The organism is Robiginitalea aurantiaca (assembly GCF_030380815.1).
Classification (GTDB): domain Bacteria; phylum Bacteroidota; class Bacteroidia; order Flavobacteriales; family Flavobacteriaceae; genus Robiginitalea; species Robiginitalea aurantiaca.
In genome coordinates this window covers 110,028-133,471 of sequence record NZ_JAUDUY010000004.1, presented here as the reverse complement: position 1 = coordinate 133,471, position 23,444 = coordinate 110,028, and the positions used below count along the sequence as shown (strand labels likewise).

Here is a 23,444-nt window from a genome sequence, read left to right as displayed (position 1 = left end):
GGCGGCATATGGAGCTACCTTGGTTTCTCCCATGGACGCGGTTTGCCCTAGAAACCCTATCTTCAAATCCGGAAATAACTACTGAATGACCTTTCTCGAATCCCCCGTTTATCTTATTTTCATGCTTGCCCTGGTTCTTTTCTTATCCGATTGGGTAAGTCAGAAACGAATGTTCAAGGCCTTTGGAATTGCGCTTCTGGTAATCGTACTTGGAGCAATCTTTGCCAACTCCGGACTTCTTCCAAGCCGGGCCAATCCCACTTATGACTTTATATTCGAGTATGTGGCCCCTGCTTCCCTTTTTCTGATGTTGATGGATGTAAATCTGACACAGCTCAAAAAAACCGGATTTCCCATACTCGTACTTTTTCTTCTCGGAAGTCTGGGCACTGTTCTCGGGGTTTTTGTCGCAACCCTAATTATTAAAGACGGACCCTTGTTTGAAGGCCTGTACCCGGCATTGGCAGGCATGCTTGCCGGCACCTATACCGGGGGAAGTATAAATTTCAATGCGGTTGCCCTGCATTATCGCGTGATGGATCAGGGATTGGTGTATACCAGTGCCGTAGCTGCAGACAATGTAATCACCACCTTGTGGTTTTTTGTTACAATTGCCGTCCCTGTATTGCTCGGCAGGTGGTTTCCACTTAAGAAAATGAAAGCAACCGTACGTGAAGAGCAGGAGACTCCGGATAAAGTAGAGGACGAGGCTGCGGAATTGAATATCCGGTCGCTCTCCCTCTGGATTGGCCTGAGCGCCTTTGGCCTTCTGCTTACAAATTGGCTAGCAGGTGTGCTTAAGGAAATGGGATGGAATGTGCCGGGAATGATCATTATTACCACCCTCGCGCTAGTGCTCGCCCAGATACCGGCGATCTACAGACAAAAGGGGAATATGTTCCTGGGCAGTTGGGGGGTATACCTCTTTCTGGCTGTTGTTGGCGCCTATTGTGACTTTAGTGCGCTGGGAGAGGCCGGAGAACTCGCATTGCTTTTGCTGGGATTTATTTCCATTACCATGTTGGGGCATGGCATTATCGTATTTCTCGGCTGTTATATTCTGAAGTATGACTGGGATATGGCGGCTATTGCTTCACAGGCAAATGTGGGGGGCGGGACAACCGCTATGGCCCTTGCCAAGAATTTTGGGCGCAATGAATTGATTTTGCCGGCGATCCTTATAGGGTCACTTGGAAATGCACTGGGCACCTATCTTGGGTTTATGGTGGCGGGTCTGGTCTAACCTCCTGGTTTTTTTGACTTTGAAGTGTATTTTTTGATCGGGAATGCCTTAATATTGCGGAATGGAGAACCGATCACAACTGCCCTTTATACTGGCTGCATTTTTTGCGATCTATGTGATTTGGGGTTCCACCTATCTTCTGAATAAAATCGCTGTTGCCCAGCTTGCGCCTTTTATGCTGGCTGGAATCCGTTTTCTGACGGCAGGTATATTGATTTTTAGTATTGCGCTTTTGATGGGTAAGAGCATACGCATCACCAAAAAGCAGTTTTTAAACGTCACTTTGGCGGGTTTTTTATTCCTCAGTTTTGGAAATGGGGTAGTGGTATGGGCTTTGAAGTATGTGGACAGTAATTTTGCCGCCCTCGAAATTTCAGCACAGCCCCTTGTAATCCTGCTGATGATGTGGATTTTACAGGGAAAGAAAATTCAACCCATGTCTATGGTGGGTGTCGCTCTTGGAGTGCTTGGGATGTATCTTCTGATCAATCAGAATACCGTGGTACAGGAGGAAAATGCCCTGCTTGGCATCCTTATGATATTTTCAGCCATGCTCGCATGGGCCTATGGCAGTTTGTTTGTCGGGAAAGCGGATCTCCCTCAGAATTATTTTGTCAATACAGGCTATCAGATGATAACCGGGGGTGTTATGCTCTGCCTGATGAGTCTGGGCTTTAATGAACCCTGGTTACCCCTGAAAGGATGGGATACCGACACCCTTATATCCATGATCCTGCTGGTGATTTTTGGCAGTATTGTCGCCTTTACCTCTTTTAACTACCTTCTTAAAGTAGTTTCCCCGGAGAAGGTTGCCACCAATACGTATGTCAATCCGATTGTAGCCATGTTTTTGGGTTGGTATTTTCTCGATGAAGCCATTACCATGCAATCGATCGTTGCCGCCTTTATCTTGCTTACAGGGGTCTATTTTATCAATTCAAAAAAGAAGATTGCCGGACTCAGGCGTTTTCGAAAATAAAAGCCGCTAAAGATGGGCGCAATTCTCGTTTTAGCACTCTTATTGATAAGTTGTATTTTTAGGCTCGTATTAATTCGTTTTCAAACATGCAGAAAGCAGCTGTTTTACTTCTAATTTGCCTGATGTTTCTTCAGGAAGGCTTTGCCCAGCAGGACTATACAGCCCTGCGGGAGGTCATGGTCAGGGAACAGTTAGAGGCAAGGGATATTAGCGACAGCAGTGTTCTTGCAGTAATGAGACGAATACCACGTCATGAATTTGTCCCTGAGGATTACAAGGATTTGGCATATAATGACCGGGCTTTACCCATAGGGGAAGGCCAGACAATATCGCAGCCGTACATTGTAGCCTATATGACTCAGGTCCTCGGGGTGCAGGAGGGTGAAAAGGTCCTGGAAATAGGTACGGGTTCCGGTTATCAGGCAGCTATCCTTTCGGAACTGGGAGGTGAGGTATATACTATAGAAATTGTGGAGCCTTTAGGTATGGCGGCAAAAAGACGGCTGAAAGCGCTTGGGTACCGGAATGTAACCCTGCGTATAGGAGACGGGTATAATGGATGGCCTGAGGTGGCTCCTTTTGACGCTATTATGGTTACCGCGGGGGCGGAGACCCTTCCCCAGCCCTTAATGGAGCAGCTCGCGGATGGGGGACGCATGGTGATTCCCATAGGACCTCACGGAGGGGTACGTCAATTGACCCTGATTACACGGAAAAACGGAAAGTTTAAATCCGAAAAGCTCATGGCAGTGCGCTTTGTTCCCTTTGTAAGGCAGTCCGGAAAGCCCTAATGTTTTAGGTTCCTTTTAACACTATTCCGCTTCAGATATCACGGCATTTCTTCGTCTATCCGCGAATTTGCGCGTAACTTTGCGGCCGTTATTATCTCAAATTAAAAAACACGTAATGAGTAAAGTAAAAGAGAACGATACAGTACGCGTTCACTACACCGGAAAACTTTCTACAGGTGAAATATTTGACAGCTCCCTGGAGCGTGAGCCCCTTGAGGTTCAATTGGGACAGGGAAGCCTGATACCCGGATTTGAACAGGGTCTTATCGATATGGTGGTCGCCGAAAAGAAGACCATTGAAATTCCAAAGGAGGAAGCCTATGGAGATGTGCAAAAAGAATTGTTTCAGGAAATTGCTAAGGAGCAATTACCTGCAGAAATTGCCCCTGAAATCGGAATGGGATTGGTTGCGCAGGGTGAGGATGGAAGCGAGCGCCAGCTGATTATTACAGAAGTTCGTGATAACAGTATTGTGGTCGATGCCAATCACCCTCTTGCAGGTCAGGATCTCATCTTTGATCTGGAGCTTGTTGAAATAAAGTAAGTTAACCTATTATATGTTGGTAAGGCCGCCCTGAAAAGGGCGGCTTTTTTATATACATGACAAAGCGTTAGCGTTAACATAAAGGCAGGCTTTAGCCTCTGGAACGAGGGACATTAGGGGACTCCTTCTATGGGGTCTGAAATCGTTCATTTTAACATCGTTTTAGATTTATTCCGTGCTATTTGAAGTTACTTTGTTTAATATTTAGTAGTAAAGATCAAACAATAACATGGTAAGAGGAATCAATGTACTTCTTGTTGGAATTGTGCTATTTATGGGAAGCCCCGTTTTTTCTCAGGTCAACACTTCTGTTTTTGGTACGGTTACCGATGAACTCGGAGAGCCACTCATTGGAGCCAGTGTATTTCTGGAAGGCACTCAAATGGGGGCGCAGACAGACTTTGACGGGAAATACGAAATTTCTGAAGTCCCCCCGGGGTCTTATAATCTTATAGCCAGTTATTTGGGGTTTAAAACCCAGACGAAATATAATATTATCGTACGTTCTAAAGGGACCCCGGCTTATAATTTTGAGCTCGAAACGGCGTCGGAGCAGCTGGAAGAGGTCGTGGTTTCCAACGAAAATACCATTTCAAGGCCCCGTGAAACGCCACTTTCCACACAGACGTTATCTGCTGTTGAAATTGCAACCTACCCGGGTAGTAACAACGATGTGGTCCAGGTGGCCCAAACCCTGCCAGGTGTTTCACCCTCGATTGGCGGGTTTCGAAACGACCTCATCATTCGAGGGGGTGCGCCCAATGAGACCGTTTATTATCTGGACGGGATGGAAATACCCAATATCAATCACTTTAGCACCCAGGGGAGTGCCGGGGGGCCGGTAGGAATGATTAACGTCTCTTTTATTGAAAACGTTACCTTATCTACTTCAGCCTTTAACTCGAGATATGACAATCCACTTTCGGGAGTACTTCAATTTGAGCAACGAAAAGGTAATTCCAGAAAATTTGCGGGAAATTTCAGAGTCAGTGCCAGTGAGGCTGCCCTGACCTTAGAGGGGCCGCTGTTTAAAAAAGAGGGAGAAGAATCGAAAACCACTTTTCTGGCCTCTGTGCGGAGAAGTTATCTGCAATTTTTATTTCAGGCTATCGGTCTGCCTTTCCGACCGGATTACTGGGATTATCAGTTTAAGATCAACCACGAACTGGACGCCTACAATACCATTAGTTTGACTGGCCTGGGGTCCATTGATGATTTCTCGGTCAACGCTCCCGAGGAGTTCGATCCTGAACAGCAGGCGCAACTGGATCAGGCTCCTTTTATCCAACAACGCACCAATGCAATAGGGGTAAGCTGGAGGAACCGGTTTAAAAATGGGAAAGGCTATATGCTGACCACCCTGAGTAACAATTTCCTGGTGAATGAATTTACCAGGTATCAGGACCCTGAAACAGAAACAGGAGTCCTCTTTAATAACGATGCCACAGAAGCGGAAACAAAACTCCGTTACGAGTTTACCCGTTTTTTCGGGGATTGGAAATTGAGCTCAGGAGCCAATGTACAATACTCCGACTACAGCAATGTCACCGTAGACCGTGTCAATCAGGCACAATTTGATACCGAAATCGACTTTGTCAAATACGGGCTTTTTGCCAACCTTACCCGCTCTTTTATAAACGATAAACTCGACCTCTCATTCGGCTTCCGGATGGATGATGATACGTTTACCCAAAATGAGAGTTTACTCAGCACGTTTTCGCCAAGGATTTCAGCCTCTTATGAATTCGCCCCGGAATGGAACCTCAATGCCTCGGTGGGTAGATACTTTAAGATCCCCCCATATACAATCCTCGGATTTCGAAACAACCAGGATGAGCTGATCAACCAAAATGTCGATTACACCCGGAGCGATCACGTTGTCCTGGGTGTCCAGCACTACTTTTCGCCCTCTTCAAGTATTTCCCTCGAAGGGTTTTACAAGCGGTATAGCGACTATCCCGTCTCCGTTCGCGATAGTGTTTCCCTTGCAAACAAAGGGGGCGGGTTCGAAGTACTTGGGAGCGAGCCCATTGAAACCGTTGGTAAGGGCAGGAGTTATGGGGCCGAATTATCCTTTCAGCAAAAACTGACAAATAATTTTTACGGCATTCTTTCCTATACCTGGTTTTACAGTGAATTTACAGGCTTCGATTCGAAGCAGTACCTGCCCTCGGTATGGGACAGCAGGCATTTGCTCTCTTTTGTGGGTGGATATAAGTTTGGCAGAAACTGGGAATTCAGTGCCCGGTATCGCTTCGCCGGGCGTACCCCATTTGTGCCAACCGATCTCGATGCCACCCTTGAAAACTATCCTGAAATCGTCCTGGATTATTCCCGGCTCGGGGAGGAGAAACTCGATATCTTCAGTCAGTTGGATATACGGCTGGATAAAAAGTGGAACCTGAGAAATTTTGCTTTTGATGTCTTTATCGAAATCCAGAATGTGCTGGCCCAGGATATTCCAAGCCCTCCGGAATACGGATTAAATCGGGATCCTTCAGGGATGATTATTGAACCCCAAAGCCTGGTGGAAATTCAAAACGGAGGGGGTCAGTTGATTCCAAGCCTGGGCATTGTCATTGATTTCTAGGGGCAGCTTTTATAATTTTACGTCCGGATAGCAAGGGAAAATGCAAATTCTGCGTTAAACCCGGCCCTTGGTGTTATCACTATTGTTAAGTTTGAAATGCTAAACACGACCATTTTTATGAAACGCACTGGACTTAAACTTAGATTGTTGGCTGCGGGCTGCGTATGCCTGACCATTTTCTCCTGTAAAGAATCAAAACCCACTGAGGCGAAGCCAGAAGTAGATGCAGTGGCCGAAGCCGTTACAAGTGGCCTTCCTTTGGAGAGATTGAACTTGCCGGACGGTTTTACCATTGAAACATTTGCAGAGGGCATCGAGGATGCCAGGTCCATGGCGATAGGGGACAAGGGAACCTTGTTTGTCGGGACGCGTAAGGCGAACAAACTATACGCCATTCAGGATCTGGATGGGGATTTCAAGGCGGATCGCACCCTTATTCTGGATACGACCTTAATTGTACCCAACGGGATTGCCTTCAGAGACGGAGCCCTCTATGTAGCCGAAATCAACAGGCTGCTTCGGTACCCGAACATTGAGGATAACCTGGATAAACTTCCGGAACCGGAGGTAATCTATGAGGATTACCCTACCGAAGGCCACCATGGCTGGAAGTATATCGCCTTCGGGCCAGATGATAAATTGTATGTACCTGTGGGTGCACCCTGTAATATTTGTGATTCAGCACAGGTCGATAAACGCTATGCCTCCATTACACGGATGGATCCCGATGGCAGCAACCGGGAGGTATATGCCAATGGGGTACGCAATACCGTGGGCTTTACCTGGCATCCCGAAACCGGGGAACTCTGGTTTACAGATAATGGGCGCGACATGATGGGGGATGACATTCCACCCTGCGAGCTGAATCGCGTCAGCGAGGCCGGACAGCATTTCGGATACCCTTTTTGCCATGGGGGCACGATTGCTGATCCTGAATACGGCGATCAGCGCCCCTGCGAAGATTTTGTAGCGCCCGTGCAGAATTTAGGGGCTCATGTAGCTCCCCTGGGGATAAAGTTTTATACCGGGGATAATTTCCCGGAAGCCTATAAAGGACATGCCTTTATCGCGGAACACGGTTCCTGGAACCGCTCTTCGAAAGTCGGATACCGTATATCCATGGTAAAACTTGAAGGCGACAAGGCCGTAAGCTACACCCCATTTATTGATGGCTGGCTGGATGAAGAATCTCAGGAAGCCTTCGGCAGGCCTGTTGACCTCCTTTGGCTGGAGGACGGTTCCATGCTGATTTCCGATGACTTCGGGAATGCGATATACCGGGTGCGATATACAGGCGCTTAGCCGATTCCCCGGACGAATTATATGAACCGTCTTTTTTTCTGCTTGCTGATCGGGGGTGTACTCCCTTTATGTTCTCAGGAACCCCCGGAATATGCGGCGGGGTTCAGGACAGTTCACCTTGTGGATTCTTCCCGCATCTATAAACCCGGAACGGCTGAGGGTGACCGCTTGCATTACCGCCCTTTAGATTTGGATATCTGGTATCCGGCCCCTGCGGGCGCATCTGGAGATGCCATGCTTTTTGAGGACTTATTCCGGCTTCATGAACAGCGTGCGATCGCCTATCAGGATGAAACCGATTACGCGGGTTATTCCGATGAACTTATCATGTACCTGGCAGCGGGCTTTGGCCTGGAGGCAGAAGAAGGCAAACGCCTTTTAAAGAAGCAAACAAGCAGTTTTCGGGGAGCCCCTGCGGCAAGCGGGTCTTTTCCTTTAATTGTTTATATGGCTGGGTATAACGGGATGGGCTGGGAGAGTTTCCGACTCCTGGAGCAATTGGCAGAACAAGGATTTGTGGTTGTTTCCATATCCTCAATCGGTGCCTATCCGGGAGACATGACCAATGGTCTTGAGAATACCATGGAGCAGGTTTACGATGCCGAACACGCCATGGAATACCTGAAAAGATCAGGCGAATTTGCTGTGGATATGTCCCGGAAGGGGATACTCGGGCTTAGTTGGGGCGGGATGAGTGGCATTTTATTGTTAGACCGCCACCCGGATTTTAAGGCCATGGTTTCCCTGGACGGTTCGGATACGTTTTATTACGGGGACACCGATGCAGATGACGCCTATCTCTCTGAAATTTACGAGGCCGGGGTTCTGCACCCGGAGAAGACCCGGGCGGCTTTCCTCCATATGGAAGCCGGGGATCGGATTGCAGAATTCGCACCCACCTCGGAATACTGCTACTATAAAAAAATACAAAGCCCGGTTCATTATATACGGCTTGTAAACGCCAGGCATGAAGACTTTGCCAGCCTGGCCTGGGTTTTAGAGACCAGCCCTACGGAAGTGCAGGTTTACGAAGAAATTATGACGGCTTCCCTGCGCTTTTTTCAGCAGGAGTTAACTGGTAGGAGCGGCTTTGAGGCCTATTACCGGGAACTGCTTCAAGAGGCGGACAAAACGGATAAGCCGCTGGAATACGTAACCGAGGTTTTGGATTCCTTTACGATTTCCGGAAACATTACTGATAAGAACTCAGGGGAGGGTCTGGCCTACGTGAATATCGGGCTAATCGGCAAACCCATTGGAACCGTGAGCAATTCCCAGGGGGTTTTTCGTTTTGAGCTTACAGAAGCAAACTACTTAGATACACTCAGAATTTCGATGGTGGGCTATGAAAGTCAGGAATTCCCTGTTAGCGAGCTACAGGCAAATTCCGAACCTGTAGCCATCCAGATGAAGGAGGCGATTTCAGAATTAGACGAAATCGTCCTAACAGCCCGGGAATGGAAACGCAAGACCCTTGGGAATAATACCGAATCTAAGTTTATCGGCCACCTTTTTCATTATTCGCAATTTGGAAAAGAGATGGGCATTCGCATGAAAGTGGGTCGGCAGCCGCTTCTTGTGGATAATTTCAGCTTTCATGTTTCCTATAACCGGTTTAGTGGCAAAGTCTATTTCAGGCTCAATATGTATCGTTTAGATAGGGGAAAACCCACTGAGAACATCTTAAAGGAAAACATCATTATTGCTGTGGAGTCCAAAGAGACGGGGCGGATAGGCGTCGACTTAAGGCCTTACGATATCGTGCTGACCGAAGATGTCCTGGTAACCCTGGAATGGATCGATGCCGAAGCGGAGGTTGGATCCACGGAGGCCCTGGCCGTTTCCCTGGGTATGCTCACCGGGGGCACCTTTGAGCGGGTCTCCAAGGAGGTGGAAATGAAAAAGGTACTCAAAGGCCTTGGCCTTGGGTATACTCTGGAGGTTCGGTATTAAGCACTTGCAGGATCTTTGTTTATCTATTTGTTTATCTCTAAGGCTTCCTAATCAATAAATAGCTTGCTCCAGCCCCTTAATGGACCCAGCCTATTTTTAAGTCCTATGGATAAATTCACAGCCTTTGAAAAACCGGTGAAGACCGCCCTGCTCAAAACTGGAAATTTAGCTGTAACATGGGTAAATGTCATGTTTTTCCGACTTGGGCGAATGTATATTTAGGCTTGATTTTTACTATTATTTTCAATTCTAAGTTCCATATACATGAAGGTATTTGACGATAAACACATTAAGAACGTAGTATTTGTAGGTGCGCACAGCAGCGGAAAAACAACCCTGGCGGAAACCATGTTATTCGAAGCGGGCCTCATTAACCGACGGGGATCTGTCGAGCAGCAGAACACCGTGTCTGACTACCACGATATTGAACAGGAGCGGGGTAGTTCCGTTTTTGCAACCCCCCTGCATACGGAGTGGCGTAATTACAAAATCAATATTATTGACACCCCTGGTCTGGATGACTTTATTGGCGAGATCCTATCGTCCATACGCGTAGCCGATACATTGGTAACGGTAGTGAATGGGCAGCACGGTGTGGAGATCGGCACCGAGATCATTTGGAATTATATCGATAAATACAATAAGCCTTCCTTGTTTGTGGTAAATCAGATCGATCACGAAAACGCAGATTTTGAGGAAAGTTTTAACGAAATCCGGAACCTGGTTGGGAATCATGCGGTGAAAGTGCAATACCCGATTAAAGTTGACGGAGCACAGTGTATTATCGATGTGCTGAAGATGAAGATGTACAAGTTCTCATCCGAGGGAGGGAAACCCGAAAAATTCCCAATACCTGAGGATCAGCAAGAGCTCGCCGACCACCTGCACAACGAACTGGTAGAAAAAGCAGCCGAAAACGACGAAGCCCTGATGGAATTGTTTTTTGAAAAAGGCACCTTATCGGAGAATGAAATGCGACAGGGGATCAAAGCAGGGATGTTGCATCATGAATTATTTCCTGTTTTCTGTGTATCTGCCCTCCGGGATATGGGTAGTGGCCGGTTGATGGGTTTTATTGATAATGTGGCCCCCGCGGCCTCAGAATTAAAACCCGAACAAAGTGTGGAAGGTAAGGTCGTGCAACCCACTGTGGAGGCCCCAACAACACTTTATGCTTTTAAAACGGTGCAGATGCCCAACGTGGGGAAAGTCACCTTTTTCAAGGTTAAGTCCGGGGAGATCCGGGTGGGTGATAAGTTGGTCAATGCGCGGAACGGGGAAACGGAGACCTTTAATCAACTCTTTATCATGGACGGTAAGAAGCGATCAGGGGTGAACAAGCTTGTAGTAGGGGACATTGGTGCCACCCTTAAATTGAAGTTTACCGAAACTACGGATACACTCCATGCCGAGGGTGAAAAAATCACGATCAAACCCACTGCCTATCCCGAGCCGCGGACAAAAAGGGCTATCTATGCCGAGAATAAACATGAGGAAGAAAAACTCAATGAAGCACTGCGGAAAGTTCACAGCCAGGACCCTACGGTTTCTATATCCTTTTCAAATGAATTGAAACAACAGATCCTGGGCTGCCAGGGCGAATTGCATTTAAGTACAATCGAATGGATGCTGGAACACGTCTATGGGGTTAAGGCGGTGTTTGAAACCCCTAAAATAGCGTACCGGGAAACAATAAAACGTTCTTCCACTGCGAATTATCGACATAAAAAGCAGTCCGGGGGAGCAGGTCAATTCGCACAGGTTCAGTTAAAAATTGAACCCTGGTACGAAGGCATGCCGGAACCCGAGGGCTTCAATATTCGAGGTAAGGAGGAGGTAGAGCTACCCTGGGGAGGCAAGCTCGTCTTCTACAATTGCATTGTCGGTGGGGTAATCGACCTGCGGTATCTTCCTTCAATTAGAAAAGGGATCCTTGAGGTCATGGAATCAGGACCACTTACCGGATCGTATATACGGGATGTCAGGGTTATGGTCTACGATGGTAAAATGCACACTGTTGATTCCAACGATATCTCGTTTAAGATCGCCGGGGCCCATGCATTCAGGGACGCTTTCCTCAATGCCAAACCCCAGCTCCTGGAGCCTATTCTAAGCCTTACCGTTAAAGTGCCGGGGGAAATGGTCGGAAGTATCATGACAGACCTGCAATCGAGACGCGCCGTAATACAAGGGATCGAAAGCCTGGATAAATACCAGGTCCTGAAAAGTGCAGCCCCGGAAGCGGAACTATTTGGATACTCTGCGGATTTAAGGTCACTTACACAGGGGAAGGGTAATTTTCACTGGGAATTTTCCTCCTATGAAGCCGTACCGGAGCATGTACAGAAAAAACTGACTAAAACCCTGGAGCCGGTAGAACACTAAGCCTGCTGCCCGGGTTAAGCCAGTGAAAACAGCTCTATTTTTTCAGCCCGTCCTTCGAGTTCCAAATCGCCCAGGGATTGCGCCTGATCTGCCATGGCTTGCGGTAATTGATCTTTCAGGACCTGCGTTGTGATGAGCTCTTTGCCGTAAATTTTGCAGAGCTTCTGGATCCGGGATGTGACATTGAGGACGTCGCCTGTAAAAAAGATCTCCTTTTTGAGGGCGCCAATTTCACCCGTGGTAACCTGTCCGCAATGCAGTCCGGCCCTGAAGGCGGGAATGACCCCATAAACTTCCTGAAAGTAGCGGGCTTTGGATTCCAGCTGTTTGCGCATGGCGAAAAAGCAGGCCACGCACTGCCCATTTCTCAACCCTTTTTCCGTTTCCCATGTAATAACAATTTCATCACCAATATACTGGTAAACGGACCCTTCGTGTTCTACTATGGCATCTGAGAGTTCGTTGTAGTAGGAACTGAGAAAATCAAAATAACGCTGATGGCCCAATTTTTCAGCAAGGGAAGTTGAGGACTGCATATCGAGGAACATAAAGATCCGCGATTCGCCAAGCGGTCGGTGATAACGGCCCGTAAAAAGATTCAGCAAAACACCATGACCCAAATGATCGCTAAAGCCTGAATAAATCAGTGAAAGCAGTATGTGGAAGGAGAGTGATATCAGCGTACTCCAGAAGGTGACGCTCCCGAGGTACCTCCAGAATTTTTCCCAGACTTTCTCGTCTGTTAGGGTAGTTCCAAGTTCCAGACTTGCAGCCAGCGGGAAGGTCAGGGCATTGAGGATTAACATAAAGAGCAGATAAATCCCCATTTTGAGCGCGATTTTTGCCCCCAGACCCTTCGATCTGAACAGGTTCTTAAATACAAAAACCTCGAGCACACCCATCAGTAAGCCCGCAATAAAGACAGCGAGCGACGCAAAAACCAAAACTCCAAAGGAGAGCGTGATCTCCGTTTCGGGACGCTGATTTTCATTCCCTGTTGCCAAGAATTCAAGGGTAAGGATAAACCATCCCAAGAACAGCCAGATCACTCCGTAGGGAATGATTCGCGAGAGATTCCTGCGAGATTTAGGGGACAGACGGAATATCATTTGTAAGTGCTCATATTATTATACCTCCAGCTAATTAGAGAGATCCGGACGATGCAACCCTGGGATAGGTGTTTCTAAATGCAGATTCGTTGCTGTTACGACCCAAGCAGCATAACCCCTTCAATAGATAGAACGAATACAAAAATGTATGGTTTTAGGATTCATTGGCCAACTCGCGACGTCAAATTAATCAAATTACCCCAGCGGCACGTAAAGCAGAAGGTAAATTTTCAGGCCTCTGGATGGGCCGTATCGGTAGCGAAAACTCAGGTTTGAAAAACAATGAGTTAAAATAATCCAAATAAAAAACTGATAATTAAATTATTAGCCCCATCTTTGCAGCTAATTTAATTTTTAAAGTAGAGTAATTATGAGTAAAGGAACAGTTAAGTTCTTCAACAATGCCAAAGGTTTTGGTTTTATCACTGAAGAAGGCGTTGAAAAAGATCATTTTGTACACGTTACCGGTTTGATTGATGAAATTCGCGAAGGTGACCAGGTTGAATTCGATTTAGAAGAAGGCCGTAAAGGATTGAATGCCTTGAATGTAAGAGTCATCTAAGACACTATATTTTAAGTTTCTGAAAAGCCCGTCCCTTGGATGGGCTTTTTTATTCCCAATTCCTTCCGTAGTTGCCTATAAAATCCTAACTTTTACAGCTCAAACACATTTATGGCTAAATCACAACAAACCTTCAGTAAGCGCGAGAAGGAAAAAAAGCGTTTAAAAAAACGAGAAGAAAAACAAAAGAAAAAAGATGCCAGACGGGCTGAAGCCAAAGAAAGTGGCGGCGGAATCCCTTTTGCCTATGTGGATCAGGACGGGAATTTAACCGATACGCCGCAGGATCCGTCTGAAAAAATTAAGGTCGATGCGTCCAGTATCGAACTTGGCATACCTAAGAAAGAGGAGACGGACGAAGATCCTTTTGATCCAATCCGAAAAGGAAAAGTATCCTTTTTTGATTACTCCAAGGGCTTTGGATTTATTATCGACTCAGACACACAGGAAAAACATTTCTGTCACGTCAGTGGTCTGGTTGATGAAATCGCCGAAAATGACAAAGTCACTTTTGAACTTCGGAAGGGTATGAAAGGTATGAATGCCGTCAATGTAACGGTAGTCGAATAGGGCAGGGGCCTAATTACGGAATTCCAATACTATTTTCTCTGTTGCCATGGGCGCCTTTTCAGGCGAGAATGCTTTCATGTCCGGAATCTTTCACAAACAGGCAGGTACTTTTTGTCTTATTTGACATATCCTGTACAAACTCAAATTTTAAATCATCGTCCATCCCGAAAACATTCAGGTCGGCTGAAGGGGCGTTGAGGATAACCGCGTTAAAATCTCCTACGATGACCTCGGTAAGCGTTTCGGGAAGCCGTGCCAGGTTGATGAGTAATTGGAGGAAGTCCTGGGCTTTCTCAGCTTCCTCAGGGTCATTAATGACCGTTACCAGGCGTATTCGTGCCCCCCAATTCATTTTAAGCTTGTAGGCAACCAGAATGGAGAGGTCCAGATTGCCGATATCCCAGCCGAGGTCCCATTTGGTTTTACGGTCACTCACCCAGACATTGATCGTATTGCGCCGGCCCAGCAGGGCAACGGGATGCGAAAAGTACAGGAGCACCCCGATTTCCAAACGAATGGATTCTCTGATCACCGGTCTTAGTTCCGTTTCGTAATCGTCGTGGTCCTGCAAATTCAGAAAGACGATATTAGGTCTGAAAAAAGCCCCCTGAAGCGCCTGACTTCCATAATTGATGCCTTTGGCAAATTCATCGGTATGAATGACCGCGGAGGATGAAAAGACGCCTTTTTTCCGGAAAGACTCAGAAATGTCCTCCAATTCCTGGGCAAGCGAACTTTCCTCGGAATAGGGCTCAATTCCCAACAGCTTTATCGAACCTTTAGGCCGGGCAATATTCCTTAAAAATTCGAAGGTTCCCTTAAGTCCGTTCAGGTCCCGGACCGGTACCATTAGATTGGCCTTCCAGGCGCGCTGCTGCATCTTCTTCATGCCCCAGGTATGTTTGGCAGCCCACTCGGCAAAAGAAACAAACAGTCCGGATCGGACATCTTCAAAGGGCGTTTCCAGATTCTGGCGGGACAAATACCAATACACCATCAATACAATCATGATGGATACAAGGCTGATGGCCGGATTGATAATGAACATCGCAAAAATCGATGAAATCAGGCCGAACCAGGGTACCCACCGGTGAATTTTAAATACGGGCCGGTAGCTGATCAGCCCGAGGTTCTGTTCGATGATTACCACGATATTGATCATCGCATAGGTTATCAGAAAGAACAGGGTTACCAGGGGGGCAACCGCATTTAAGTTACGCAGTAAGAGGGTGGCAAAAATAAGGATGCCCGTAACAAGCATCGCATTCCTGGGTTGGCCATTGGCGCTTTTGCCGGCCAGGAAATCCGAGAAGGGGAGGACCCGGTGTTCGCCCATGGCAAAGAGTATACGGGAAGAACCCACTATGGAGGCCAGGGCAGAGGAGAAGGTGGCCCCAAGGATCCCCGCGATGATTAAGGGGCCGAAATAGGCCTTATCCACCATGACGTAATAATTGCTTACTAATTCGGTTTCCGTAGCACTGCGGGAAATCCAGAAGGCCAGCCCCATATAAATCGCAAAACTGACGCCTATGGCCCATAAGGTGCCAATGGGGATACTGCGTTTGGGTTCTTTGAGCTCACCGGACATATTGGCCCCTGCCATAATCCCGGTTGCTGCTGGGAAGAAGACCGCAAAAACGATCCAGAAGTTACTGCCGCTGAATCCATTTTCGATGGAGCCCTTAAAAGAACCCCAGCTAAGGGCATCGCTCGTGGGAATGGTCATAGAACCCTCATAGGCGGCGATAACGATAGAAATCAGGGATAAGACAATGATCCCCATAATGATGAATTGCGTCTTGATCGCCAGGTTGGCACTTATATAAGCAATGGTAACCAGGAGGGCGAAAACGATAACATCCACCAAAAAGGGGTTATGGTCCGGAAAAATACCCAGCCAACCTTCCCTGAAACCAAAAATATACATGGTTACGGCCAGTCCCTGTGAGATGTATCTTGGGATGCCCAAACTACCGCCAACTTCCAATCCCAGGGCCTGGGAAACAATGGCATAGGCGCCCCCGGCGCCGATGCGAATATTCGTGGTAATCGCAGACATGGAAAGGGCCGTACACAAGGTGATCAGAAACGAAATGATGATAATCAACCAGGCGCCTAACAGCCCGGCATTCCCGACGACCCAGCCCAGACGCAAGTACATGATGACCCCGAGTATGGTCAGTAGGGTGGGGGTAAACACCCCTCCGAAGGTTCCGAATTTTTTTGGTGTACCGGATGGATTCTCCATGGGTAATTCAGTCTGGTTGGCGACTAAAAGGTACAATAATTTATGGATGGGGAGGCATTCTGGACCTCCGACGGTTTTATTGTGTATTTTAGGTAACATTGCATTTTCAGATGGCCAAAACCACATCAAAACATATTTCAGAAACGCCAAGGGGACCCTTAACCGGTTCCAATCCCGTTAATGGATTTCAAATTATTTCGATCCGGGAATTCAACGACAACCCGAATATCCCCAACTCCATCCGTTACAATCCGCATCAATTGTATTTCGATCTGATTATTGTTTTTACCCATGGCTCCGGGATACACAATGTAGATTTTATCGATTATGAATATGAACCCGGGAGTGTCTTTATCATTAAAAATGAGCAATACCATCACTGGTACCCCAATCCCGATAAAAATGGATTTCTACTGTTTTTCTCCGAGGGGTTCGAAAGTAATTTTACAGAAGGATATACCAGTTTGGTATTCTCCAATCGAAATTTAAAACTACCCAAGCCCAATTTTACGATCGGGCAACTACCTGGGCAGCAGATTTATTTCGATCTGTTAGATTTAGTTCAAAGAGGATTTAATAGGTCTGAGCGACAAATTTTACCTTTTTTGCTTACCGGATTTATGGTGAAACTGGAGGAAGATTATTTAAACTATTATCCTTCCCTGAGGTTTTCCGAAAAACTAATGCTGTTTCAGGAATTTCAATCTTTATTGCAAAAGGACCTTAAATCCTCAAGAAACGGCCGCTATTATGCAGAAAGGCTTAACGTGAACTTCAGTCAACTCAATCATATATGTAAATCAATATCAGGACAGACATTAAAGCAATATATTGATAATCATATAATTACACGAGCAAAAATTGCACTGGACAACAGTACGGGTACCATTTCTGAAATTGCCTTTGATCTGGGGTTCCCCGAGGTAGGTAACTTCAGTAAATACTTCAAAAAACGCACCGGCCATAAGCCAAAGGAATTCAGGAAAAAGCTAGTTCATAATTTACCGCAATAATTATCATATTTACCTTTTTGTAAGTTCATTTATTCCTAATTTTCGAAAAATGAATTTACGATGAGAAAACTCCTGCTTATTATCTGTTTTATCGGCTCCGCCTCCTGGCTAGGGGCTCAATCTGGGACTCCAAAAAAAATCACACTATTCACCAATGTACAGGTATTTGACGGCACTACAGATAGGCTTTTAAATCGCGATGTTTTAGTGGAAGGCAACCTGATTAAAGCGGTTTCAGAGGAGCCACTCGCGGTTATTCAAACTGATAATGTGACCATCATTGATGGCCAGGGGATGACCCTGATGCCCGGTCTTATCGATAGTCACACGCATCTCAATATGTATAAAACGGGCTCACTTCATGAGTTTGAAGGTACTACCTGGGAAGAAATAGGTGCACGAGCCGCCGCCTTTGCGCAGGAAATGTTGGCCATGGGATTTACTACAATACGTGATATGGGTGGCGCTCATGTGGGCCTGAAGAATGTAATTGATGAAGGATTATTAGATGGTCCCAGAATTTATGCTGCAGGTGGGTTTGTGTCGCAGACATCAGGTCATGGTGATTTTGGGATGTTAACCCAGCGCAAGGGGGAAACGAACATGGAGCGTTTGGAAATAGCCCGGGTGGTTGATGGAAGAGATGAAGTACTGGAAGGGGTTCGGCGCAATTATGCCCTGGGTGCAGTGTATACCAAAGTCATGGTAAGTGGCGGTGTAACTTCCTTAAAAGATCCGATTTATGCCTCGCAGTTTAGTGATGATGAGTTAAGTGCTGCGGTGGAAACAGCAGAAGATTGGGGATCTTATGTGGCCGTTCATGTCTTTCAAAATCCCGATCTCAAAAGGTCATTAGAACTAGGTGTCAAAGTGATCGATCACGGACTTAATATTTCAGAAGAAAACATGAAATTACTGGTAGAGAAAGGCGCTTTCTTCTCTCCGAATCTAACGGCATTGGCTCCTGAGGCACTACTGCATCCGGCACATCAGGATCCTGACTTTCCTTCGACCAAAAAATTCATGACGCTGAGAGAACAAAGTACCAACCTGACGGCTTATGTGAAAAAGTATAAGCCCAAAATGGTCTTTAATTCCGATTATGTTTTGCTAACCGGAGTTCCCTACAGGCAATGCATGGATTTTACCAAATTCCATATGGCACGGGAGTTCGGGAATTTCTGGGCTTTGCAGACCCTGACTGTGAATGGGGGTGAGTTGGCCAAACTTACAGGGCCGGGCAATCCTTATGCCGAAGGGGATCTGGGTGTTATTAAAGAAGGAGCCTATGCCGATATCCTGATTGTAGAAGGCAATCCGCTGGAGGATATCAAAGTAATTGGCGCAAGTGATAAATGGTTTGGCGCAGAGCCAAGGGAGCAGGATGTACCCTCAATAAAGCTTATCATGAAGGATGGAAAGATTTATAAAAACACATTGGAATAGGCTCAAATTATTGATTATGAATAAGCTTTACCATGTTTTAACCCTTGCAATAGCAATGGTATCCCTACTGGCCTGCGATGACCGATCAGGTGAGAACCAGAAATCTCAGACCCAAATTTTTGTGGGTGCTGAAGTATTGACCATGGATAGCACATTTTCAGAGGTGGAGGCATTTGCCATTGCCGAAAATAAAATTGTAGCGATCGGTATTCAACAAGAAGTGGAAACAAAATTTGGTGGTCAGGCTACGATTGTGGATTTAACAGGTAAGACAGTGATGCCTGCATTTATTGATCCTCACGTCCATACAATTTCTGCTGCACAGAATGATATTTTTGAGGACGTTGGGTTAACCAAATTTGATTCTATAGAGCAGGCGTTGAATCATATGATTCAAATTGGAGAAAAGGCTAAGAAGGGAGATTGGCTGCTATTTGTCAATCTTGATTTTGGAACACAACCCAGTAGCTATGATAAATTAACTGCCGAGATGTTAGACCAAGTATCTTCAGAGCTACCGGTATTTGTGTTTCATGCCGGGGGACATATCGCATCTGTCAATAGCAAAATGATCGATTTGATGAAGATCACTAAAGAGACGCCTGATCCTGAAAGTGGTGGTAAGTTTGGTCGAAAAACCGATGGCCAGCCAGACGGTGTGCTTTATGGGTTTGCTGTTATGTCGGCCCTGGAAGTTTTGGATCCATGGAACCAGTTTGATCTGGATCAGGGCATCAAAAAAGTTTCGAATCATTGGTTGTCAACGGGTATAGGAACCATGGGAGATGCAGGTATTGGGAATACGGGTGATTTTGAAGAATTTGAGAAACTCTCGAACTACGCCAAAACCGAAAGTCTTAATGTCCGGATAAGGGGATATCTGAGTTCCTCGTATGATAATGAATGGAACCGAAGGGGCTATCGGGTAAATACCGGTGACGAGAAAGTTAGGATCGTTGGGTACAAACTATCCGCAGATGGGTCTAACCAGGCAAGAACAGGTCTGCAACGTGAACCATACATGGGTACCAACGACTATGGGTTGGCTTATATGTCTGAAGACGCCTTGTACGAGTATATTTTAGATAAATCCAACAAAGGATTTCAAATGGCGATGCATGGCAATGGTGATGCCGCTATTGACAACATACTATCTGCTCTGGATAGGGCACAGGCAGATGGTGCCACCCTCATACGCCCGCGAATCGAACACTGCTCTTTTGTACAAGATGACCAATTCGAAAAATTCAAACAGCTGGGTGTCAGTGGATCCTTCCTTATCGGGCATGTGAGACTTTGGGGTACCGCGTACAAAAACTCAGTGTTCGGGTTAGAGAAGGCTGAAAAGCTGGATCGCACCGGAAGTTTTGAACGAGCAGGCATACCGTACTCTCTGCATTCAGATGCTGCCGTTACAACATTCTCACCATTAGAAATGGTCCAGATTGCAGTGATGCGCGAAACGTATGCTGAGCCGGGCTATGTGTTGGCTCCGCAAGAGCGCGCTTCAAGGGAAATGGCTCTGAGAGGTATTACTTCAACTGCAGCCTGGCAGCTTATGTCAGAGTATGAAGTGGGCTCACTTGAAGTAGGTAAGCTCGCTGATTTTGTGGTTTTGGATGCCAACCCAATGAAAGTTTCTTCCAATCAAATTGACCAAATCCATGTGCTGGAAACCTGGGTAGATGGACAATTGAAGTATAGGAAGTTAACGGACTAATCAAAAAAATGAAAAAATGAAAAACATATTGACACTTATCGCCGCTATGGCGCTGACAGTCAGTACCACTTTTGCACAAACCCTGTTTACCAACGTCAGCATCTTTGACGGAACCTCCGATAAATTGACAACTGGCCAGGAGGTATTGGTCGAGAACAATCTCATATCCAAAACCGGCAGCAACCTGAAGAAGCCAGAAGGCACCACAGTCATCGACGGACAAGGAAAGACCCTGATGCCGGGTTTGATAGATGCCCACGTTCACCTGGCCATTACAGAACCCATTAATGTACTCAGAGATGAACAAGATTGGATGTACTGGGGTGCTGTATCAGGAAAAGAAGCCGAATTTATGTTATTGAGGGGGTTTACCACTGTGAGAGACGCAGGCGGACCTGCAATCGGTTTGGCCAGAGCCATAGACCAAGGTAAGCTACCTGGACCTAGGGTTTACCCTTCAGGCCCCGTGATTTCTCAAACTTCCGGACATGGAGAACACCGTCATTATACCGAACCCCATCCCAACATGCCAGGTAATACCCCACATTTCTGGAACCAACACCTGGAGTTTTTGGCCGACGGAGTTCCGGAGGTGTTGCGTGCAACTCGCGAGGTTTTGAGGTTAGGGGCTTCGCAGGTTAAGGTAATGGCCGGTGGAGGTGTATCTTCGGCTGTAGACCCCTTGCATACAGTACAATACTTGCCCGAGGAACTGGAAGCAGCAGTTAAGGCAGCGAAGGATTACGATACCTACGTACTGGTCCATGTTTACAATGATGAATCGATCATCAGGTCAATAAACGCGGGTGTATTGAGTTTAGACCACGCTACACTCATGACGGAAAAGTCTGCAAAGTTGATCAAAGAAAAAGACGTCTTTGTAGTGCCCTATTTCTCCATCTTGGGATTGGATGAGGAGGTAGTAACAAAAGTTCTTGGCGCACAAGCTGTTGAGAAGTTTTTAATTGTCCAAAATGGGGCCAGGAATCAAATGAAATTGTTAAAGGAGTACGGCATCGAAAAGGTCGGATTCTCAACAGATATTATTGGTGATTCTAAAGCCCTGAAGAAACAAAATAACGAATTTGGATACAGGCTTGAGGCTTGGACTTCTTTTGAAATTCTAAAACAAGCAACCTCTACTAATGCTGAACTATTAAAGCTAAGCGGAGAATTAAATCCATATACGGAAGGAGCTCTCGGGGTACTAAAAGAAGGGGCTTATGCCGATCTATTGTTGGTAGAAGGCGATCCTCTTGAGAACATCAAAGTACTGGAAGACTATGAGAACAATTTTAAAATCATCATGAAGGATGGTACGATTTATAAGAATACTCTAAAAAACTAATCATGAATCGTTTTATTCTAATTTTTTTCATCGTGATAATGAGTTATGGTATTCAAGCTCAAGAGAACCGTACTTTTATGTTTATAGGCGAACCAAATGCGGCTGCCTGGAAAGTGATGATGGATGATCCCGGCGACCGCAAGGAAGCGGTTTCGGCTGCATTCGAGAAAATAGGAGGTAAGATCATCAGTTACTATTTTGGCCTGGGGGATGGTAAAAATTACATCATCTGTGAATTGCCAAACGACAACGAATTGATCCAGGCCGTATATGTAATGCGCCTTCCAACGGGGCTTCTGGCTTCGTATCATATCATCGAACTGATGCCCAGTGACCAAATGAGCAAGGCCCTTGTAAAAAGTAAGGAACTGTTGGAAATAGAGAAACAGACCGGAGGGGGAGTACCCAAAGGGAATTAAGTTCCTTTATTTATGATGAAATACCTCTTTGTCTTTCTCCTTATCCTATTGCCTCAAATCGGATGGTCTCAATCGGAAGATTCACTCCAGGTTTCCAGGAAGGACAAAGCGGGATATACAAGTGAACTTGAACAGGGAATCGCTTCTTTAACCTCCTTCTTAGCATTGCAGGACGATGCAGTGGCAGAAACGCTATTAAGATTTCCAGGATTGGATTCACTTACTGTCTCCTGGTTTGACTGGAAAAGGAAATAGTTTAATCCAAAATGAAAAATGTAATTAACCAAAATGAAAAATGTAATTAAAATAATACTGATGCTATTACTTGCTACATGCCAAAATGAAGGTCAAAAAAGTAACAATGATTTAGTCAGTAAAGAAATATCAAATATTGAGGAACACACCAGTACAAACAACCTGGAACGAATAACAACTCTGGCCTTTGACCCTGCTATTAATGACGTTTATAAGCGAAACATGAATAGCGAAGAAAAAGCCAGATTCTCATTCGGTCAGGATGTAGGAATATTGTTTTTTGATGTATGGTATCCACCGATTAGTTACCCAGGGCACCATGTGAATTTAAAGACATACGATTTTCCTGTAAATCTGAAATTCGTTCCAAACTATCAGGGTCCTGAAGGATTCAGCGGAGGTCCTGATGGATGGGGTGGATGGAACCTGCCATCTTGGGTGCAGGCTGCTAAAGAATTGGAACAAGAAGGAGTCAAGGCAATTGTTGGTGGTTGTGGTTTGACTGGAAATATTCAAAAAGACCTTCAGGATGCGGTAAATATACCTGTGTACTCCTCAACCATGGTGTTTGTGCCAGAGCTTTATGGTGATCTGCCAGAAGGGCAAAAAGTAGGGGTTTTAACGGTGAGTTCCAGAGTACTTAGAGCCTACGATGATCAATTATATAAGCAACTGGGAATTACCGATGACATGCTGATCGTTCAAGGGATGACTGAATCACCTGACGGGGCTGATTTTATGAAGATAGTAGGTGATGAATATGATCCTAAAATTGTGGAACGCTCATTAGTTAAAGTAGCTGCTCAATTTGTAAAGGACAATCCAGAAGTGGGAAAGATTATCTTGGAATGCACCGATATGTGTCAGTATAAAAGTGCTGTAGAAGAAGTGACCGGCTTAGAGGTGTTTGATGCAGTAGATATGACTAAGTTAGCTTTTGAAAGGCATGGGTCAAGATAAAATC

The 23,444-nt window shown here is 45.9% G+C and carries 19 protein-coding genes; 17 read left to right on the top strand and 2 right to left on the bottom strand.

Annotated features, from left to right (window positions below):
• Nucleotides 1-85: 85 nt before the first annotated feature.
• The 8 genes from QU605_RS09610 (at nucleotide 86) to QU605_RS09575 (ending at nucleotide 11,787) form a co-directional block, all read left to right on the top strand.
• Entirely contained in the window at nucleotides 86-1,243 is a 1,158-nt protein-coding gene (locus tag QU605_RS09610; RefSeq protein ID WP_289725090.1) for a DUF819 family protein, read from the top strand.
• 61 nt (nucleotides 1,244-1,304) lie between these two features.
• On the top strand, nucleotides 1,305-2,222 hold the full coding sequence (locus QU605_RS09605; RefSeq protein WP_289725089.1) for an EamA family transporter: 918 nt from the start codon (nucleotides 1,305-1,307) through the stop codon (nucleotides 2,220-2,222).
• A gap of 86 nt (nucleotides 2,223-2,308) precedes the next feature.
• Nucleotides 2,309-3,013, top strand: coding sequence for a protein-L-isoaspartate(D-aspartate) O-methyltransferase (locus QU605_RS09600; protein ID WP_289725088.1), 705 nt, complete (start codon nucleotides 2,309-2,311; stop codon nucleotides 3,011-3,013).
• Between the two features lie 115 nt (nucleotides 3,014-3,128).
• A complete protein-coding gene (locus QU605_RS09595; protein WP_289725087.1) occupies nucleotides 3,129-3,557 on the top strand; it encodes an FKBP-type peptidyl-prolyl cis-trans isomerase in 429 nt (142 codons plus the stop codon).
• A 229-nt stretch (nucleotides 3,558-3,786) separates the two neighbouring features.
• Nucleotides 3,787-6,147: a TonB-dependent receptor gene (locus QU605_RS09590; RefSeq protein WP_289725086.1), complete on the top strand. Its 2,361-nt coding sequence runs from the start codon at nucleotides 3,787-3,789 to the stop codon at nucleotides 6,145-6,147.
• A 117-nt stretch (nucleotides 6,148-6,264) separates the two neighbouring features.
• Nucleotides 6,265-7,449 (top strand): PQQ-dependent sugar dehydrogenase, encoded by a 1,185-nt coding sequence (locus tag QU605_RS09585; RefSeq protein ID WP_289725085.1) that lies wholly within the window; start codon nucleotides 6,265-6,267, stop codon nucleotides 7,447-7,449.
• 21 nt (nucleotides 7,450-7,470) lie between these two features.
• The gene (locus tag QU605_RS09580) at nucleotides 7,471-9,402 is read left to right on the top strand and encodes a carboxypeptidase-like regulatory domain-containing protein (RefSeq protein WP_289725084.1); all 1,932 of its coding nucleotides are present in this window, start codon (nucleotides 7,471-7,473) and stop codon (nucleotides 9,400-9,402) included.
• A 264-nt stretch (nucleotides 9,403-9,666) separates the two neighbouring features.
• Nucleotides 9,667-11,787 carry an elongation factor G gene (locus QU605_RS09575; protein ID WP_289725083.1) on the top strand — a complete coding sequence of 707 codons (2,121 nt, stop codon included), beginning with the start codon at nucleotides 9,667-9,669 and terminating at the stop codon, nucleotides 11,785-11,787.
• Nucleotides 11,788-11,801: 14 nt separating this feature from the next.
• Here QU605_RS09575 and QU605_RS09570 read toward each other — a convergent pair whose 3' ends face one another.
• A complete protein-coding gene (locus QU605_RS09570) occupies nucleotides 11,802-12,896 on the bottom strand; it encodes an adenylate/guanylate cyclase domain-containing protein (protein WP_289725082.1) in 1,095 nt (364 codons plus the stop codon).
• A gap of 370 nt (nucleotides 12,897-13,266) precedes the next feature.
• Here QU605_RS09570 and QU605_RS09565 point away from each other — a divergent pair, with 370 nt between their 5' ends.
• Nucleotides 13,267-13,458 (top strand): cold-shock protein, encoded by a 192-nt coding sequence (locus tag QU605_RS09565; RefSeq protein ID WP_289725081.1) that lies wholly within the window; start codon nucleotides 13,267-13,269, stop codon nucleotides 13,456-13,458.
• Nucleotides 13,459-13,569: 111 nt separating this feature from the next.
• Nucleotides 13,570-14,028: a cold-shock protein gene (locus tag QU605_RS09560; protein WP_289725080.1), complete on the top strand. Its 459-nt coding sequence runs from the start codon at nucleotides 13,570-13,572 to the stop codon at nucleotides 14,026-14,028.
• Between the two features lie 58 nt (nucleotides 14,029-14,086).
• Here QU605_RS09560 and QU605_RS09555 read toward each other — a convergent pair whose 3' ends face one another.
• Nucleotides 14,087-16,378, bottom strand: a complete 2,292-nt coding sequence (locus QU605_RS09555) for an amino acid permease (protein WP_289725079.1) — start codon at nucleotides 16,376-16,378, stop codon at nucleotides 14,087-14,089.
• Between the two features lie 11 nt (nucleotides 16,379-16,389).
• Between QU605_RS09555 and QU605_RS09550 the strand changes: the two genes are divergently transcribed.
• The 7 genes from QU605_RS09550 (at nucleotide 16,390) to QU605_RS09520 (ending at nucleotide 23,440) form a co-directional block, all read left to right on the top strand.
• Entirely contained in the window at nucleotides 16,390-17,292 is a 903-nt protein-coding gene (locus tag QU605_RS09550) for an AraC family transcriptional regulator (protein ID WP_289725078.1), read from the top strand.
• Between the two features lie 60 nt (nucleotides 17,293-17,352).
• A complete protein-coding gene (locus QU605_RS09545) occupies nucleotides 17,353-18,738 on the top strand; it encodes a metal-dependent hydrolase family protein (protein WP_289725077.1) in 1,386 nt (461 codons plus the stop codon).
• Between the two features lie 16 nt (nucleotides 18,739-18,754).
• Nucleotides 18,755-20,458: an amidohydrolase gene (locus tag QU605_RS09540; protein ID WP_289725076.1), complete on the top strand. Its 1,704-nt coding sequence runs from the start codon at nucleotides 18,755-18,757 to the stop codon at nucleotides 20,456-20,458.
• A gap of 16 nt (nucleotides 20,459-20,474) precedes the next feature.
• Nucleotides 20,475-21,806: a metal-dependent hydrolase family protein gene (locus QU605_RS09535; protein ID WP_289725075.1), complete on the top strand. Its 1,332-nt coding sequence runs from the start codon at nucleotides 20,475-20,477 to the stop codon at nucleotides 21,804-21,806.
• A 77-nt stretch (nucleotides 21,807-21,883) separates the two neighbouring features.
• Nucleotides 21,884-22,225 (top strand): GYD domain-containing protein, encoded by a 342-nt coding sequence (locus tag QU605_RS09530; protein WP_289725074.1) that lies wholly within the window; start codon nucleotides 21,884-21,886, stop codon nucleotides 22,223-22,225.
• 12 nt (nucleotides 22,226-22,237) lie between these two features.
• Nucleotides 22,238-22,480, top strand: a complete 243-nt coding sequence (locus QU605_RS09525) for a hypothetical protein (RefSeq protein WP_289725073.1) — start codon at nucleotides 22,238-22,240, stop codon at nucleotides 22,478-22,480.
• A gap of 33 nt (nucleotides 22,481-22,513) precedes the next feature.
• The gene (locus QU605_RS09520) at nucleotides 22,514-23,440 is read left to right on the top strand and encodes an aspartate/glutamate racemase family protein (protein WP_289725072.1); all 927 of its coding nucleotides are present in this window, start codon (nucleotides 22,514-22,516) and stop codon (nucleotides 23,438-23,440) included.
• Nucleotides 23,441-23,444 lie beyond the last annotated feature (4 nt).

Excerpts from the sequence above, each read along its gene's own strand:
- QU605_RS09545 (WP_289725077.1), top strand. The coding sequence starts at position 17,353 with ATGAGAAAACTCCTGCTTATTATCTGTTTTATCGGCTCCGCCTCCTGG.
- QU605_RS09595 (WP_289725087.1), top strand. The coding sequence starts at position 3,129 with ATGAGTAAAGTAAAAGAGAACGATACAGTACGCGTTCACTACACCGGA.
- QU605_RS09525 (WP_289725073.1), top strand. The coding sequence starts at position 22,238 with ATGATGAAATACCTCTTTGTCTTTCTCCTTATCCTATTGCCTCAAATC.
- QU605_RS09600 (WP_289725088.1), top strand. The coding sequence starts at position 2,309 with ATGCAGAAAGCAGCTGTTTTACTTCTAATTTGCCTGATGTTTCTTCAG.
- QU605_RS09555 (WP_289725079.1), bottom strand. The coding sequence starts at position 16,378 with ATGTTACCTAAAATACACAATAAAACCGTCGGAGGTCCAGAATGCCTC.
- QU605_RS09550 (WP_289725078.1), top strand. The coding sequence starts at position 16,390 with ATGGCCAAAACCACATCAAAACATATTTCAGAAACGCCAAGGGGACCC.
- QU605_RS09570 (WP_289725082.1), bottom strand. The coding sequence starts at position 12,896 with ATGATATTCCGTCTGTCCCCTAAATCTCGCAGGAATCTCTCGCGAATC.
- QU605_RS09605 (WP_289725089.1), top strand. The coding sequence starts at position 1,305 with ATGGAGAACCGATCACAACTGCCCTTTATACTGGCTGCATTTTTTGCG.
- QU605_RS09560 (WP_289725080.1), top strand. The coding sequence starts at position 13,570 with ATGGCTAAATCACAACAAACCTTCAGTAAGCGCGAGAAGGAAAAAAAG.
- QU605_RS09520 (WP_289725072.1), top strand. The coding sequence starts at position 22,514 with ATGAAAAATGTAATTAAAATAATACTGATGCTATTACTTGCTACATGC.
- QU605_RS09575 (WP_289725083.1), top strand. The coding sequence starts at position 9,667 with ATGAAGGTATTTGACGATAAACACATTAAGAACGTAGTATTTGTAGGT.
- QU605_RS09590 (WP_289725086.1), top strand. The coding sequence starts at position 3,787 with ATGGTAAGAGGAATCAATGTACTTCTTGTTGGAATTGTGCTATTTATG.
- QU605_RS09540 (WP_289725076.1), top strand. The coding sequence starts at position 18,755 with ATGAATAAGCTTTACCATGTTTTAACCCTTGCAATAGCAATGGTATCC.
- QU605_RS09585 (WP_289725085.1), top strand. The coding sequence starts at position 6,265 with ATGAAACGCACTGGACTTAAACTTAGATTGTTGGCTGCGGGCTGCGTA.
- QU605_RS09530 (WP_289725074.1), top strand. The coding sequence starts at position 21,884 with ATGTTTATAGGCGAACCAAATGCGGCTGCCTGGAAAGTGATGATGGAT.
- QU605_RS09580 (WP_289725084.1), top strand. The coding sequence starts at position 7,471 with ATGAACCGTCTTTTTTTCTGCTTGCTGATCGGGGGTGTACTCCCTTTA.
- QU605_RS09535 (WP_289725075.1), top strand. The coding sequence starts at position 20,475 with ATGAAAAACATATTGACACTTATCGCCGCTATGGCGCTGACAGTCAGT.
- QU605_RS09610 (WP_289725090.1), top strand. The coding sequence starts at position 86 with ATGACCTTTCTCGAATCCCCCGTTTATCTTATTTTCATGCTTGCCCTG.
- QU605_RS09565 (WP_289725081.1), top strand. The coding sequence starts at position 13,267 with ATGAGTAAAGGAACAGTTAAGTTCTTCAACAATGCCAAAGGTTTTGGT.